The following is a 15,969-nucleotide window of genomic DNA, read 5'->3' on the forward strand; positions in this document are numbered from 1 at the left end:
GGAGGACATATGATGGGAAAAATTGGCAGAAGAGCTGTCATTCCGTTGCAGCAGTATTCACCCGTGCTTCAGCGCTTCTGCCGGTTCTGTGCGGATCAGCTTTGCGCTTGCCAACGTGCTGATGGCAATAATAACGGCAAAGCTTCCACCGATACACAGAAGGACTTGTGCTATGCCAAGTGCGAGCGGAAAATCCAGCAGACGGCAGGCAAAAGCGGAAATTGCCAGCAGAACGCCGCTGACCAGAGCGGAGAACGCAGAGAGATACAAGTTTTCCCATCGAATCATGCCACTTAGATAACTGGCCTTGAAACCCAGTGCGGACAGGAGTCCCAACTCCTGATAGCGGGTATTTTGCAGTTTGAACAGCAGTACAACACACAGGAACAGAGCCAGAAACAGGGTCAGAACCGAGATGATGGTAAAAAGCTGTTCCAGGCTGCGGAAGGACTGCTGGAAGGCATAGACCTCAGCGGCGGCATTTTTGGCAGAAATGCCACGCAGCTGTAGCGTATTACTCACTGACACGACATCTTCAAAGGATTTCACATCATAGTTGATGGAGTAGTTGTCCTGTTTTGGCAACCCTTGATAAAGCAGCTGTTCAACATCGGAGCTGACAAAGAAATCATCATACCCGGCGTTATAAATGCCGCTGATTGTCAAGCTGTAATCTTTATCATTTGCGGAAAGGATTACAGTCTGTCCCAACAGGCTTTGAATGTCTGCCGTAAATTTCTTGGCAAGGCTGGGAGTAATAGCAATCTCATTTTCTCCCTTACGGGGCATAGTGCCGTAGGACAGAGCCTCACCGGACTTGGGCATGGGCAGTTTTTCAGACAGCGGTTCAGCATGAGCGTTAAAGGTAAGAATCAGATTTTCTAGTTTGTACTGGTAATAGGCATCTTCAATCCTTTCATCGTTCTGCAAAAACTCCAAAACAGTTCCATCGTCCACACCTTTAATGTAGCCGTTATTGAAAGCAGTATTTTTTGCCTGAAAGCTCTTGATCTCACGCTCCATCACATTTCCAAATGAGAGAGAGAACAGAAATGCAAGGAGTCCGATAGAGATAGCAAGAGATGCCGTCAAATACCGTTTCAGATGCACTTTGAAATTCTGACCCGCCCGTTTTCTGGGAACCGCAGTTCCAGACTTGATTGGTGCGTCAGCGGGATGTTCTAAGCGATCTATGGCCGTCCGTTTTGCTGCGATCTTTTTGTCTTGAATATGCAGAACCTCATCGGCAAATTCGCAGACCTTTGAGTCATGGGTAATCACGATGACCAAGCGATCTGCCGACAATTCCTTCAGTAATGCCATAATCTCATTAGAGGTAGTTCTGTCCAACGCTCCGGTAGGTTCGTCCGCTAAAATGAGCTGGGGATCACCCATCAGAGCTCGGGCAATCGCCACTCGCTGCTTTTGACCTCCGGAGAGGGTTTCAACACTTTGGCCAGCTTTCTCTGCCATTCCAAGGCGAGACAGAAGTTCACGGGCTGTCTGCTCGCTGTCCTCCTGACTCTGGGCGTTTAGTTCAGCAGGTGTTAGTACATTTTCAAGCACAGAAAATCCCGGCAGAAGATGATAATTCTGAAATACAAATCCAACCTGATCACGGCGGTAGGCACAAAGGCCATCGGCATTCATCCGAGACAGGTTTTCTCCACATGCGTGAATGGTGCCCTCATATTCACTGTCAAATCCGGCAATCAGATTCAGCAACGTACTTTTTCCGCTGCCGGAAGGCCCCAGCAGGCACACGAGACCATGGCCGGGAAACTCGTAGCTGGCATCTTCCAGTATGACCGTCTCACCAAAGTGTTTTGTAACATGCTCAATTCTCAACATTTTATCGATCCCCCGTTCGCAGACAGTTTTGTGGTTTAACGGTGTGTGCAATCACGGCTGTGACGGCAAGGGATATAAGGCCCAGCAGGAAGCACAGCAGTACACCAATTCCCAGCAGCTTTGCAGACAAAATATCCGCAGACCAAAGAGCAGCGGTACACAGATTCAGCAATGGAGATGCCGTCAGGAACAGAATCGCCGCCATAGAAGATTGGAGAAGACTCTCAGCTCCCACCATTCCTGCCAAATGTACAGATGCAAAACCACTGGCTTTTTCGATTGCAAACTCCCTGCGGCGTAAGACACCGGTGAGAACTGCCCCAGTCAATACCACAACCAGCGCAAGCAACCCTATGACCCACATGGCGGTACCGGACTGATGGGCGGTCTGCTGATTCATCCGCACCATGTCTTCAATCAACTCAAAACGGCCAAGAGGAACAATGCCCTCTGCGTTCAGCTCATCCTTCACAGAGATCACATCGGCAGGTGTCTTGCAACGAATGTAGAAGTTACCGGGCTGAGCTTCCATATCAGCCTCCTCACGCATGGAGGCCAGGGCAGCGGGACTGAAGAAAAATGAATCTCCTATAGGGGTTTCATAGATCTGTCCACCGTATTCGGTAATCATGGTGCTGTCCACCACGCCTACCACAGTTACGGAACAGGATAAGGGTGTTTCTACCGGCTGACCACTTTCCCAGTTAAATACAGTGCCGGAGAATTCAATTTCTTTGCCCAAAATTTCCTCATTGGTCATACCGATGTTCTTTACGAACACCTCCGGCACAGCAATTTCCAGACGATCGCCCATGGGCAGCTGACCGGCTGCAAGTTTGCGGAATACAGGAGCATTATTGGTGGTTTCCACTTTGTAGGATTGACCGTCCAATCCAATCCGGATATTGCCAAACGCCTGGGCAAAGAGTACATGTTCCACACGTTCGTCCTCCCGGTATCGTTCGAAGAGACCGTCCAAATTTTGACTTACATCCGCTTTGGGACCATCCAGTTCCTCGCCGTTGGAACCACCTGCGCTCATGAAACTGCTGTACAGACTGATGTCCAGCAGACTTTCTCCATAGGATGCAAACAGTTCGTCAAAAACGGAATCACCGCTGCCTGTGATGGCACCGCTGACCGAGGTCAGCAGTAAAACAGATGCTGCGATGAGAGACAAAACCGATGCAACCGTCCTTCCAGTCTGACGACGGAAGGAAGTATAAGCCAGCCTGAATGCTCCTTTGCCATTCAGATGAGATTTGCTGGAGACAGAAACCGGCTTTACTTTCTGGATAACTTTCTCAGGCTGGGAAATAAGCTCTCCTTTATCCAACTCATAGACCTTATCACCCTTCCCGATGAGAGAAACGTCATGGGTGACCACGATAACAGTGCATTTTTTAGAAAGCTTACGCAGGATTGCCATGATCTCTTTGGCCGTTCCCTGATCCAATGCGCTGGTGGGCTCATCAGCCAGAATGACCTTGGGGTCTTTCATCAGTTCCCGGGCGATGGCTACCCGCTGTTTCTGACCGCCGGAGAGTTTGCCTGCCTTCTGATTTGCCAGAGCGTCGATTCCCAGCTCCCGCAGGGTACGTATTGCCCGTTTTTCATCCAAATCATCCTTCAGATATCGTGGAAGGAGAACATTTTCCAGCACCGTCCGGTCATCCAGAAGGTTAAAATCCTGCCACACAAATCCGAACACATTGTTGTACAATGCGCTCTTTTCTGCGTCTGGCATTGTTTTCATACTGTTTCCTTGAAAGAAAACTTCTCCTTCAAACTCAGGTTCCATACCGCTGATGATCTTCAGCAGAGTGGTTTTGCCGCTTCCGGAGGAACCCACCAAAAAGTTTAATCCCTCACCGATTTCAGAGGTGACATTTCGCAGAGCATAATCCGCTCCAAATTTCTTTGTAATATTGTGTAATTCAAACATCATAAATACCCCGCTATTTTTCATGATGGGGCTATTGTATCAGAACGGAGATAAAATCCGTGTTAAGCAGCTCTGTGTTTTTTCTTAACACAGATTTTATGCGGACATGTTATACTGTCTATAAAATAATGAAAATCTGAAAGGAGGGTAAGCGGATGCGTATTTTAGTTGTAGAGGACGAACAAGACCTGTGCGAAACTCTGGCTGAAGGGCTGGAATTGGATGGATACGCTGTAGATAAGTGCTTTGATGGATTGGAAGCCTATGAGTTGATCTGCGTAGAACCGTATGATCTGATTGTGTTGGATTTGAATCTGCCCGGTATGGACGGGATGGAAGTGTTAAAAAAGGTACGTAAGCAGGACAAAGACATCAAGATCCTAATTCTCTCCGCACGAAGCACTGTATCTGATAAGGTAACTGGGCTGGATGAGGGGGCCAACGATTATCTGGCAAAACCGTTCGACTTTGAAGAACTGGAGGCTCGTGTTCGAAATCTTTTGCGCCGGAGCTTTACCCAACGTGAGTCTGTGCTGATCTGGGGAACAATCGCTTTAGATACATCAGCCCGAACCGTTACTATAAATAATGAACCGCTGTCTTTAACCAAGAAGGAACTGGCGGTGTTGGAATACTTCTTTCTCCAACCCGGCAAGGTTATCAGTCAGGAGGAACTGATGGAGCATGTATGGGATATGGAGGCAGACAGTTTCAGTAATGCGGTACGGGTCCATATCGCCTCTCTGCGCAAGAAGCTGCGAAATGCTTTGAATACAGACATCATCCAGACGAAGATTGGCGAGGGTTACTACCTGATAAAGCAGGAGGATTCCGTATGAAGAAGCTTTCTTTGCGGTTTCGAATCACCTTGATTAGCGTCTCTCTGCTTCTGGCTTGCAGTCTTTACCTGACCGTTGTGCTAAATCAAGCAGCTGGGAACATGGCAGACACCATTGAGGCAATCACCATGGAGCCGGCTATGACCGTAGGGGACAGTGTTCCGTCCGAAACCATGCCGCTCATACCCGTTGCATCCTCAGCCACCTCTCAAAAAGCCAGAAATCTTTTCGTGTCCCAAAGCTGGCTGTATATGCTGCTTATTGTGGTTGGCGGAGGCTTCGCAACTTGGTTTGTGACTGGAAAAGCACTGCATCCTCTGGAAAAGTTAAGTGAGGAGATGGAAAGCCGTACAGCCGAAAATCTGTCCAAGGAACTGCCGGTTCCTAAGAGTCATGATGAAATTTCATCCTTGACTCAATCTTTTAATAATATGAACCGAAAGCTGAATGAGTCATTCTCTGCCCAAAAGCGATTTGCCCAAAGTGCCGCTCATGAACTGCGGACCCCGTTGACTGTTCTAAAAGCCAAGGTGGATGTGTTTCAGAAACGTCCTGCCCACACACCGGAAGAATACGAAAAGCTGGTGGAGTTGGTGAACCGCCAAACAGAACGGATGATAGATTTGGTTCAGGACTTGTTGGGGCTGACCAATTTGGACGAACTGTCCTGCAATCAGATTGTTAATCTCCAAATGCTGCTGGACGAGGTAGTCCATGAACTGACTCCGTTGGCAGATGAGAGTAAAATTACGATACGCCTGAATACCCAAAATGGTATTACCATAGGAAATCCGAAGCTGTTGCACCGTGCGTTTTCTAATTTAATAGAAAATGCAGTGAAATATAATACTCCCGGAGGGGTTGTTCTTGTCGCAGCGGAGACAGAAAATGAATACGTCACGATCCGAATCACGGACAACGGCCCTGGCATTCCAAATGAGCAGAAAGGGTTCATTTTCGAACCGTTCTACCGGGTAGACAAGTCCCGCTCCCGACAGATGGGCGGCGCCGGATTGGGACTTGCCATAGTAAAGGCTATTGTAGACAAGCACGGCGGAACAATCACTGTGGAAGATGCAATTGACAGAGGCAGTGTATTCACCGTCAGATTAAGCACCAAATAAGTATCCATTTACTGTCACCGATTTTGACGGCAACACCCTGACCAACGACATGTTTAGAGAAAATTTTGATACAGAATTACATGATGGAGCGTTTCCTGGAGCGCATTTCTCTTTCAATTCTTTCAGGGCCATTGCAAAAATACTATGTACATCCATACCAAAGTCAAGTATAATAAACCAGAAGAACTATGTATGGTTTAACGTGAATGAGTGTACAGCCTGTTGAAAAACGGAGGAGAAAAAATGCAGCAATATCAGTTTGAGAAGATATATTCTCAGATGGAGAGAGAGTTCGGAAAAATAAAAAAAGGTGAAGAAGAAGCTCATTCGTTGATTCTGTTCACTATGGAAAGCAATGCATTAAAGATCCACAGATCTGATCTGAAGGCAAACAGCCGCAGGATGCGGGAGGCAATTGCGTATCAAGGATTCCATAGATTGTATAAATCCAAGCCTTTCAGGATATTCCTGGGGGGCTTATTCAATAGGAAAATACGACTTATTGAATAAAAGCGATCCGCCGCAGGCGGAGAATCCCGCGAGCGGGTCAGAAACTAAAAGGGGCAATTATGACGAAGAATATCGATATGACACGGGGATCAATCATGCGTCCGGTGGTGCTGTTCGCGCTTCCGATCTGCATCGGTAACATATTACAGCAGCTCTATAATACGGTGGATACGCTGGTGATCGGAAACTTCTGCGGCACACAGTCACTGGCGGCGGTGGGGACAAGCGGACAGCCGGTGGAACTGCTTTTGTGCATATTCATGGGGCTGGGAACCGGCGTATCCATACTGGTGGCGCAGTATACCGGCAGCGGCGATACGGAAAGCATGAAAAAGACGGTTGCAACATCCGTTTCGTTTTTATATATGTGCGCGGTACCGCTGACGGTTCTGGGGCTGTTTATCAGTCCCCTGGTGCTTAAATTCATGGATGTGCCGCCGGATGTGTGGGATTACTGCATATCCTATCTAAATATCATATTCCTGGGGACACTGGGCAATCTGGGCTATAACATGAATGCAGGCATACTAAGGGGCGTGGGCGACAGCAGGGCGTCACTGCTGTTTCTGTTCATCTCCTGCGTTGTCAATGTTGTGCTGGACTTAGTCTTTGTGGCGGTGTTTCGGATGGATGTGGCGGGAGCCGCGCTGGCCACGGCTGCGGCGATGTTCTGCTCCTGGTTTTTCAGCATTGCTTACATAAAAAAAAGATATCCTGCACTGGAGATCACGGTCCTGCCCAGGGCCCTGGATAAAAAGACCCTTAGAAGAGTGCTCATGATTGGGCTTCCTTTGGGGCTTAATAACTCGATTTATTCCATCGGCCATATACTGCTGCAGACGCTTATTAACGCCCAGGGAGCGGTGTTTATCGCGGCCTGCGCGGTGGGCGGACGGCTGACCGGCATGGCTAATGTGGCGATCAGCTCATTCTCATCCTCGGCCACAACCTTTGCCGGACAGAACATAGGGGCCGGACAATTCGACAGACTGCGCCGGGGGGCCAGAATGATCCCGTTTTATTCCGGGCTTCTCACGGCTGCCGCGGGTGTTCTTATGACCGTATTCTGCCGCCCGCTGCTCGGCTTTTTCACACAGGATGACTGGGTCCTCCAGATGGCCGAGCGCTACGTTGTGACGGTTATGCCATTTACATGGACCTTCGCGGTATTCAGTTCGATGCTTAACTTTGTCAATGGGATCGGTGAGGTGAGATATCCGACCGCCGTCAATATCATGATGCTGTGGCTGGTCCGCATCCCGTCGGCATATCTGATCGCCCATGTAATAGGCGGAACCTATATTATGGCATGCTATCCGATCAGCTTCACCTGCGGCATGCTTGGGATGATGACTTTTTTTGCGACGAAAAAATGGAAGAGGCTCCGCCAGGGAGAGGAAAAGAAGGTCTCTGATTTTTAGAAAATCAGGGGCCTTCTTTTTCATAGAAAATGTAATGATATTATGGTAATATATAGGTATTATGGCAAAAAAAGAAAGTATATACTGCGATGCTGCGAAGCAGCAGAAAGATGAGAAGGTGATTACATGTACATAGCGGATTTGCATATACACTCCAGATATTCGCGGGCCACCAGCCGGGAGGGCAACCCGGAGAATCTGGATCTTTGGTCCAGGAGAAAAGGCATCCAGATCCTTGGAACCGGTGATTTCACCCATCCCGCCTGGAGGCAGGAGCTTAATGAAAAACTGATCCCTGCGGAGGAGGGCTTCTATACTCTCAAGGAGGAGCTTAAGCTGAAAGATGCATATACAGCCGACGCCCTGAAGCCGCGGTTTGTCGTGTCCGGAGAAATCAGCTCCATATATAAGAAAAACGGCAGGGTGCGCAAGGTGCATAATGTGATTTTGCTTCCGTCCTTAGAGGCGGCGGGAAGGCTTTCGGCAAAGCTGGAGGCGATCGGCAATATTCATTCCGACGGGAGGCCGATCCTGGGCCTGGACAGCCGGGATCTGCTGGAAATCACCCTGGATACCTGCCCGGAGGCCGTCTTTATTCCGGCACATATATGGACGCCGCATTTCTCCCTGTTCGGCGCGTTTTCCGGCTTTGATACGGTTGAGGAATGTTTCGGTGATCTGACGCCTTATATCCATGCGCTGGAAACGGGTCTCTCCTCTGATCCGCCTATGAACTGGAGGCTGTCCGCGCTGGATGGATATCAGCTGATCTCCAATTCGGATGCCCATTCCCCCTCTAAACTTGGCCGGGAAGCTAATTTATTTGACATGCCGCTTTCCTATGCTTCCATGGCATCTGCGATACAGACGGGGAACGGTCTGCATGGCACCATTGAGTTTTATCCGGAAGAGGGAAAGTACCATTTTGACGGCCACCGCAAATGCGGCCTGGCGCTGACACCGGCCCAAACGAGGGAATACGGTGGCAGATGTCCCGTCTGCGGGAGAAAGATTACCGTCGGCGTGCTTCACAGAGTGGAAGAACTGGCGGACCGGGAAGAGGGGTACCGCCCATCCGATGCCAAAGTTTTTGAAAACCTGGTGCCCCTGCCGGAAGTGATCGGGGCGTCCACGGGGCATGCGGCGGCAGGAACCCAGGTGAATGCGATCTATCAGGATATGTTAAAGGAACTGGGATCGGAATTTTCCATTCTGCGGGAGGTGCCGTTAGAGGATATCCGCCATTGTGCCGGGCTGTGTGTGGAAGAGGGAATCCGGAGGCTGCGGGCAGGCGAAATCGGAAGGACGCCGGGATATGACGGCGAATACGGAAAGATACAGATTATAGATAAGGAAGAGAGAGAAGGGCTCTACGGACAGATCAGTCTGTTTGACTTCGCGGGCATCCCCATGCCCGCCGGCCAGGCGCCTGCGGACGAGATGCCTGCCTGTCCGCCATATCCTGTTTCTGACGGAAAGAACGGAAAAGAAGAGAGCTGGGAAGCGGAAGCGGCTGTTACGCTGGAGGATCTTCCGGTTACGAAAAGCAAAGATCAGTCCGAAGAACCGCCCGCATCCGGCGCTGTCCATGGCTTAAATCCAGAACAGGCCCAGGCAGTGACCGCCGGGGAGGAGATGGTGGCGGTGATCGCCGGTCCGGGCACCGGCAAAACCAAGACGCTGGTCGCCCGCATCCTGTGGCTGATCGGGGAATTGGGCGTGAAGCCGGCGGATATTACGGCAGTCACATTTACCAATAAAGCGGCTGCAGAAATGCGGGAACGCCTGGAAAAGGAACTGGGAGGAAAACGCAGACTGCGCGGAATGAACATAGGCACCTTTCATTCGATCTGCTTAAAGCACCTGCAGGCACTGGGAGAGGATCTGCCGGTGGCCGGAGAGCGGGAGAGACTTAAGGCAGCAGAGGCGGCCATAAATGAGCTCGGTCTGAAAGAGACACCCGGCCAGCTGCTTCTGGATATCTCCCTGATGAAAAACAGCATGTTAAACGAACCGGACGGCGGTACTGACAGCGCAGAGCAGCCTGACAGGGAGCAACCGGCCGCCATGTCAGACCAAAAGGCAGGCCCGTCAGAACGTGAGGACGGACAGCCCGGCCGCAGCCTTGCAAGAGAGGCGTATGACCGGCACCTTGAAGATATGGGCCTCATGGATTTTGACGATATTCTGTTAAGGGCCTTAAGCCATAGCGGGGATGCAGATTTTCATACCCCCTGGCTGCTGGTGGACGAGTTCCAGGATATCAATGAGGTGCAGTACCGTCTGATATCCGAATGGAGGAATAACGGCGGGCATCTGTTCGTGATCGGCGATCCGGACCAGTCCATCTACGGTTTCCGCGGATCCGATGCTGCCTGTTTTACACGGCTGGCCGGAGAAAATGTGGATATGCGTATCATCAGGCTGACCAGGAACTACCGGTCCACGCCGCAGATATTGAAGTCGGCCCTGGCCGTGATCAACCAGAATGCCGGAGACATAAGGTATTTGACACCCGAGCTTTCGGATGGCGCTGCGGTGAGCGTGATGACCGCTGAAAGCGATCTTGCAGAGGCGGTCTATGTGGCGAAAGCGATCAACCGGATGACCGGGGGTATGGATATGATGGATGCGGAAAACGAATATTTTCAGACGGATAAGCCCAGGGACTTCCATGAGATCGCCGTGCTATACAGGACCCGAAGGCAGGCGAAGCTCCTGGAGAAGTGCTTAAGGCAGGAGAGCATCCCATGCATGATAACCGGTAAGGAAGATTATCTGGAGGATGCACAGGTGCTTGAGTGTCTGGCATTTTTCCGATTCTTAAGAAATCCGATGGAACTGCCTTCAGCCTGTTATGTGCTGACTCAAAGCTGTGGGTGCGATGAATATGAAGCGGAATCGGTCGCCGCGCTGATTTCAGAAACGGTATCCCAGGGCCTGACCTGGGGAGACGGGCTGCTTGCTGCGTTGCGGGAACGCCTTCAGGCCCGCCCGGAACTCACTGGCTTCTTTTCTTTATTGGAGGAATTCCTTCCTCTAAGGGATAAAGCCAAACCCCGCGTTCTGATAGAGCGTTGGCGCAGCTTATTGGCGTCCGGAGAAAATGAAGCGCTGGACCGCCTTGCAGAGGCCGCTGTGCTTTACCGAAGCATGGATGCATTTCTGGATACTCTGCTGTTAGGGGAAGAAGGAGACCTGGAACGCAGTTCGGGCAAGATCTATACTTCCGGCGCTGTGCGCCTCATGACGCTGCATGGCTCCAAAGGCCTGGAATTTCCCGTCGTATTTTTATGCGGGGTAAAAAAAGACTGTATCCCGCTAAAGGCCGGACACAAAAAGACGGATACGGAAGAAGAGCGCCGTCTCTTCTATGTCGGCATGACCAGGGCCAAAGAGGAGCTGGTCCTGCTGACAGGTCCGGAGCGCTCTGCATTTTTGGACGCCCTTGCGGGCACAGGATGTGTGGAAGCGGATGTGCGGAAAAAGAAGCCGGAGCAGCAGATGCAGCAGCTAAGTCTGTTTGATCTGCTGTGATGCGGCGGGCAGGCCGCGCCGCCGCCCAGGCATTAGAAAGAAATATACAGGAGAAATAGAAGATGGAAAAGAAAACAAACTGTGAATATTGCGGGAGATATGTCTATGATGAGGATTATGAGTGCTATGTGTGCGAAGTGAATCTGGATGAGGATGAGATGGCCAGGTTTATGAGCGGCAGCATGCGGGACTGTCCCTATTTCCAGCACAATGACGAGTACAGAATCGTCCGGAAGCAGATGTAATGAAAAAAATACCGCGGATCGTCCGGAGGCGATCCGCGGCAGGTTTACTCAACACTAGATCCAGCCCCCGTCGAGGCGGATGATTTCTCCGGTCAGATAATAGCTCTTATAAGCCAGGTGGTAAGCCAGGTCGGCCACTTCCTCGGCCCGGCCCAGCCTTCCGGCCGGGATCTCATCGATCAGATGCAGCAGATCGTCGTCGGAAAGGTAACGGTTCATCTCGGTATCGATGGCGCCGCAGGCGATGGCATTGACCTGGATGTTGCTGGGGGCCAGTTCCTTGGCAAGCGCCTTTGTCAAAGCGTTGATGCCGCCCTTGGTGGCGGAATATGCCACTTCACAGGAAGCGCCGGCCACCCCCCATACGGAAGAGATATTGATAATCTTGCCGGTCCCTTTCTGCAGCATATAGGGGATGGCGAGATTGCAGCAGTTAAATACGCTAGTGAGGTTAGTGCGCACCACGCGGTCCCAGTCCTCCGGCTTCATGTCCTGAAACAGCCCCACATAGGCCACGCCGGCATTGTTCACCAGCACATCGATGCCGCCGAACTGCTTCTTAATTAAGATAAAAAGCTCGGAGCATTTTTCGTAATCCCCCATATCCCCCAGATAGGGAAGGCAGGAAACCTGATAGGATTCTACCTCCTTTTTTACCTGCAGCAGCAGGTCTTCGTGTCCGGGATTTACACAGTTTATCACCACATTGTAGCCCTTCTTTGCAAACTTCAGGGCGATCGCCTTGCCGATGCCCCGGGATGCGCCTGTCACCAGTGCTGTTTTTCTGCCCATAAAAATACCTCCTGTTTTTCGGACCTCAGTTTTCTTTGGCCAATGTAATGTAATTGAAAATATTTATTGCGACAGCATGCCTTATGAGAATAGTATAACACATTTATCCGCTTTTGACGAACTGTCCGTAAACAGAAACGTTAATGTACACGGCTGTCATACGCTGCTTTATCGGCGGCCGTGAACTGTAACCACTAAATGTAAGCGGTACAAACATAAATAGGAGCGGTATATATATTATCAGAAAATTATGATATAATAAAAACCAGAACAAGCGGTCAAAAGCCCTATCGGAGGGGCAATATCCATTATCACGAAGAAACGAGGTAGAATAATATGAGCGAAGTATACGATCTTGTAATCATCGGTTCCGGTCCTGCCGGCCTTGCGGCGGCTATTTACGCGGAGCGCGCGAAACTGAAGGCGGTTACCATAGAAAAGAACGTGATGAGCGGCGGCCAGGTGGTCAATACCTATGAAGTGGACAATTACCCGGGGCTGCCGGGCATGAACGGTTTCGATCTGGCGATGAAATTCCGGGAACATGCACAGCAGCTGGGGGCCGGCTTTCAGGAAGATACCGTGCAGACCATACTAAGCAAAGACGGTCTTCATCAGGTAGTATGCGAGAACGGAACTTATGAAGGAAAGACCGTTCTAATCGCCACAGGCGCTACCCACAGAAAACTGGGAGCACCCGGCGAGGAACAGTTTTCCGGCATGGGCGTCAGCTATTGCGCAACCTGCGACGGCGCTTTTTTCCGCAACAAGGTGACCGCCGTCATAGGGGGCGGAGACGTGGCTGTGGAGGATGCGATCTTTCTGGCGCGCCTGTGCAAAAAGGTCTATCTGATCCACCGCAGGGACGAGCTTAGGGCGGCAAAAAGTCTGCAGGAAAAGCTGTTCGCGATGGAGAACGTGGAAGTCCTCTGGGACAGTGTGGTTGAGGAGATCAAGGGCGAAAATAATGTAAATTCGATATCGGTGAAAAATGTAAAGACAAAAGAGCAGAAAGACGTATCGGTGGACGGAGTGTTCGTAGCGGTTGGAATCCTTCCTAACAGCGATGAATTCAAAGGGGTTGTGGAACTGGATCCGCAGGGCTATATCAAGGCCGGGGAAGAAGGAATAACAAGCGTTCCCGGCATCTTTGCTGCCGGTGATGTCCGTACCAAGGCTCTTAGGCAGATTGTTACGGCTGTATCGGACGGTGCCAATGCGATCACTTCGATAGAGAAGTACCTGAATCACTGATTTGTCGGGCTCTGCCACATTATTCCAGCCTTATATTTTCGGTTGACAAGCCAGAGGGGCTTTGTTATAATTGATCCGTAGATTGTAACAAATTTGTAACATTTAAATCAAAATGTAACAAATGGTGAGGCTGTATCTGTCCCTGCGGGCAGATGAACGGCGGTCGCCGAATCCCCCCGATAAAAGGCTTGGAGGTACCGATGAAATACAGAAAAAGTACAGGAGTGGCAGTAACCCTGGCAGCCTGCGGATTGATCGCATTTTCCGCGGCTAATCTGGAGAGCTTTACAGCCAGAGCAGGGCAGATTGTAACTATAGATAATGCAGTTGCCGGAATCACCATACCGCTGAACAATTATTATGCCAGCAGTTTAAATCCGGTAGAAGAGATAAAGACATTTTTGGAAAATGATATAACGCCGTCCGAGAGCTCCGGTGAAGGTACGGTGAGCGGAAATCAGGCGGAAAGCCAGCCGGAGACTGCTGCGGAGGTACCGTCCGCAGCGGCGGAGACTGAACCGCAGGCCCCTGTGGAAACGGCTCCTGAGGCTCCTGTAGAAACACAGGCTGAGACGCCGGCCGAAACCCCGGCACCTTCCCCCTATGAGAATATCGCAATCACGCATCAGGTTAAGAATTATGTCAATATCCGTGATTCAGCCAGCACCGAAGGAGAGATCGTCGGAAAGATTTATAATAAATCCGCGGCGACGATTCTTGAAACCGTGGAAGGTGAAGGCGGAGCGTGGTACCGGATTAAATCCGGCAGTGTGGAAGGCTTCATGAAGGCTGAATACTTTGTCACAGGCGAAGAGGCGGAAGCCGTTGCCAAGGAGGTTGGTACTGTCCTCGGCAAAACCACGGCGAAGACACTTCGGTTGAGAGAAGAACCCAGCACCGAGAGCCGTACGCTTTCCCTGTTGGCGGAAGGCGAGACATACATAGTACAGGAAGAAGGAATCATTAACGAAGCCGGTGAGGAATTCGTCAAGATTCTCGTAAATGAAGGCGATACGGAAGAGGACAGCCTGTCCGGCTATGTAGCCAGACAGTATCTGGACATCAGCGTTAAGTTCAATAAAGCGATTTCTATAGAAGAAGAAAGAAAGCAGAAGGAAGAGGAAGAGCGCAAGGCAAGAGAAGCAAAAGAAGCGAAGCGCAAATGGGAGGAAGCCCAGCGTGCGGCACAGCAGGCCGCAGCACAGCCGGCACCTCCGGCTTCCAACGAAGGACAGTCTGAACAGCCCCAGGCTCCTGTTAATACGGAGAGCACAGGCAACGCTACCAGGGATGCCATCGTGGCGCGCGCACAGCAGCTCATCGGCCTGCCGTATGTATGGGCGGGAACCAGCCTGACATCCGGCACTGACTGCTCCGGCTTCACCCAGTCTGTCTTCAAGGAATTCGGCGTCTCCATCCCGAGAGATTCCAGAAGCCAGGCCAGCGGCTCCACATCCATCAGCCGTGACAGCTTAGCGCCCGGCGACCTGGTGTTCTATGCCAATTCCAGGGGAACCATCAATCATGTGGGCATTTATATCGGCGGCGGACAGATTATCCATAATGCCAATAAGGCCACAGGCGTGAAGGTCTCCAGCGTGGATTATGCATCTCCGGTACACTATGGCAGATATATCAACTAAACGAAAAAACCTCCGGCGTTTCGCCGGAGGTTTTTAAAATAGAAAAATTCAGCTGTGTGTCCGCTTCACTTGCGCTTAAAACTCAGGCTCAATCAGCCCATAGGTGTTATTTTTCCTCTTATACACCACATTCACTTCATCCGTATCCCCGTTGCGGAATACGAAGAAATTATGTCCCAGCAGTTCCATCTGGATACACGCCTCTTCGGGGTCCATGGGCTTAACGGCGAATTTCTTGGTTCTTACGATTTTGATCGCTTCCGGATCATCGTATTCTTCGTCCACGTATTCCTTAGTAAAGGATACGGCGTTCTGTTTCGAATCCACCAGTTTATTTTTGTATCTCTTCAGCTGACGCTCAATTATTTCCTCCACCAGATCGATGGAAACATACATATCGTTGCTGACCTGTTCTGAACGGATGATATTTCCCTTTACAGGAATGGTGACCTCAATCTTCTGACGTTCCTTTTCCACGCTTAAAGTCACCTGAATTTCTGTGTCCGGATTAAAATACCTCTCAAGCTTGCCGATCTTTTCATAGATGGCGGATTTCAATCCTTCCGTGATATCGATGTTTCTGCCTGTAATGACATAACGCATACGGGTCAACTCCTTCCGAGTGAATTTGAAAAAGAAAACAATTTTCTGTTTTCTTGGGTACAGATGATACAATTGAGAATATATTTAAGTTTTGTACCCTCTGTAGTATATACATATTATAACATAAAATCCTGATTTAGCAAGGACAAGATCATAAGCAAAATCTGAAAAATTTCTTATCGGATTATGATCCGCAGAATCTCAA

12 protein-coding genes are annotated in these 15,969 nt (G+C 50.3%); 8 read left to right on the forward strand and 4 right to left on the reverse strand.

Translation table 11 applies throughout. The features are described 5' to 3' along the window. Positions 1-57 precede the first annotated feature (57 nt). Complete coding sequence (locus tag DWZ56_RS20950; RefSeq protein WP_118558571.1) at positions 58-1,851, reverse strand: ABC transporter ATP-binding protein/permease; 1,794 nt, start codon at positions 1,849-1,851, stop codon at positions 58-60. 1 nt (position 1,852) lies between these two features. Beyond that, a complete protein-coding gene (locus DWZ56_RS20955) occupies positions 1,853-3,799 on the reverse strand; it encodes an ATP-binding cassette domain-containing protein (RefSeq protein WP_158584683.1) in 1,947 nt (648 codons plus the stop codon). Between the two features lie 152 nt (positions 3,800-3,951). Here DWZ56_RS20955 and DWZ56_RS20960 point away from each other — a divergent pair, with 152 nt between their 5' ends. The 6 genes from DWZ56_RS20960 (at position 3,952) to DWZ56_RS20985 (ending at position 11,472) form a co-directional block, all read left to right on the forward strand. Beyond that, positions 3,952-4,635 carry a response regulator transcription factor gene (locus DWZ56_RS20960; RefSeq protein ID WP_118558575.1) on the forward strand — a complete coding sequence of 228 codons (684 nt, stop codon included), beginning with the start codon at positions 3,952-3,954 and terminating at the stop codon, positions 4,633-4,635. Next, positions 4,632-5,759 (forward strand): sensor histidine kinase, encoded by a 1,128-nt coding sequence (locus tag DWZ56_RS20965; RefSeq protein WP_118558577.1) that lies wholly within the window; start codon positions 4,632-4,634, stop codon positions 5,757-5,759. Before DWZ56_RS20960 ends, DWZ56_RS20965 begins: the two co-directional genes overlap by 4 nt. Before the next feature lie 243 nt (positions 5,760-6,002). After that, positions 6,003-6,269 (forward strand): hypothetical protein, encoded by a 267-nt coding sequence (locus DWZ56_RS20970; protein WP_118558579.1) that lies wholly within the window; start codon positions 6,003-6,005, stop codon positions 6,267-6,269. A gap of 59 nt (positions 6,270-6,328) precedes the next feature. Beyond that, on the forward strand, positions 6,329-7,690 hold the full coding sequence (locus tag DWZ56_RS20975) for an MATE family efflux transporter (protein WP_118558580.1): 1,362 nt from the start codon (positions 6,329-6,331) through the stop codon (positions 7,688-7,690). A 126-nt stretch (positions 7,691-7,816) separates the two neighbouring features. Next, positions 7,817-11,227, forward strand: coding sequence for a UvrD-helicase domain-containing protein (locus DWZ56_RS20980; RefSeq protein WP_118558581.1), 3,411 nt, complete (start codon positions 7,817-7,819; stop codon positions 11,225-11,227). A gap of 62 nt (positions 11,228-11,289) precedes the next feature. Continuing rightward, positions 11,290-11,472 (forward strand): DUF6472 family protein, encoded by a 183-nt coding sequence (locus DWZ56_RS20985; protein ID WP_118558582.1) that lies wholly within the window; start codon positions 11,290-11,292, stop codon positions 11,470-11,472. Positions 11,473-11,526: 54 nt separating this feature from the next. Here DWZ56_RS20985 and ymfI read toward each other — a convergent pair whose 3' ends face one another. Further along, positions 11,527-12,264 carry an elongation factor P 5-aminopentanone reductase gene (gene ymfI, locus DWZ56_RS20990; RefSeq protein WP_118558583.1) on the reverse strand — a complete coding sequence of 246 codons (738 nt, stop codon included), beginning with the start codon at positions 12,262-12,264 and terminating at the stop codon, positions 11,527-11,529. A gap of 336 nt (positions 12,265-12,600) precedes the next feature. Between ymfI and trxB the strand changes: the two genes are divergently transcribed. Further along, on the forward strand, positions 12,601-13,518 hold the full coding sequence (trxB, locus tag DWZ56_RS20995) for a thioredoxin-disulfide reductase (protein ID WP_118558584.1): 918 nt from the start codon (positions 12,601-12,603) through the stop codon (positions 13,516-13,518). Positions 13,519-13,718: 200 nt separating this feature from the next. Beyond that, positions 13,719-15,161 (forward strand): C40 family peptidase, encoded by a 1,443-nt coding sequence (locus tag DWZ56_RS21000; protein ID WP_158584684.1) that lies wholly within the window; start codon positions 13,719-13,721, stop codon positions 15,159-15,161. A gap of 75 nt (positions 15,162-15,236) precedes the next feature. On the opposite strand, the gene hpf is transcribed toward DWZ56_RS21000, so the two are convergent. Next, positions 15,237-15,764 carry a ribosome hibernation-promoting factor, HPF/YfiA family gene (hpf, locus tag DWZ56_RS21005; protein WP_118558586.1) on the reverse strand — a complete coding sequence of 176 codons (528 nt, stop codon included), beginning with the start codon at positions 15,762-15,764 and terminating at the stop codon, positions 15,237-15,239. Positions 15,765-15,969: the final 205 nt, after the last annotated feature.

Source organism: Lachnotalea sp. AF33-28 (assembly GCF_003477885.1).
Classification (GTDB): domain Bacteria; phylum Bacillota; class Clostridia; order Lachnospirales; family Lachnospiraceae; genus AF33-28.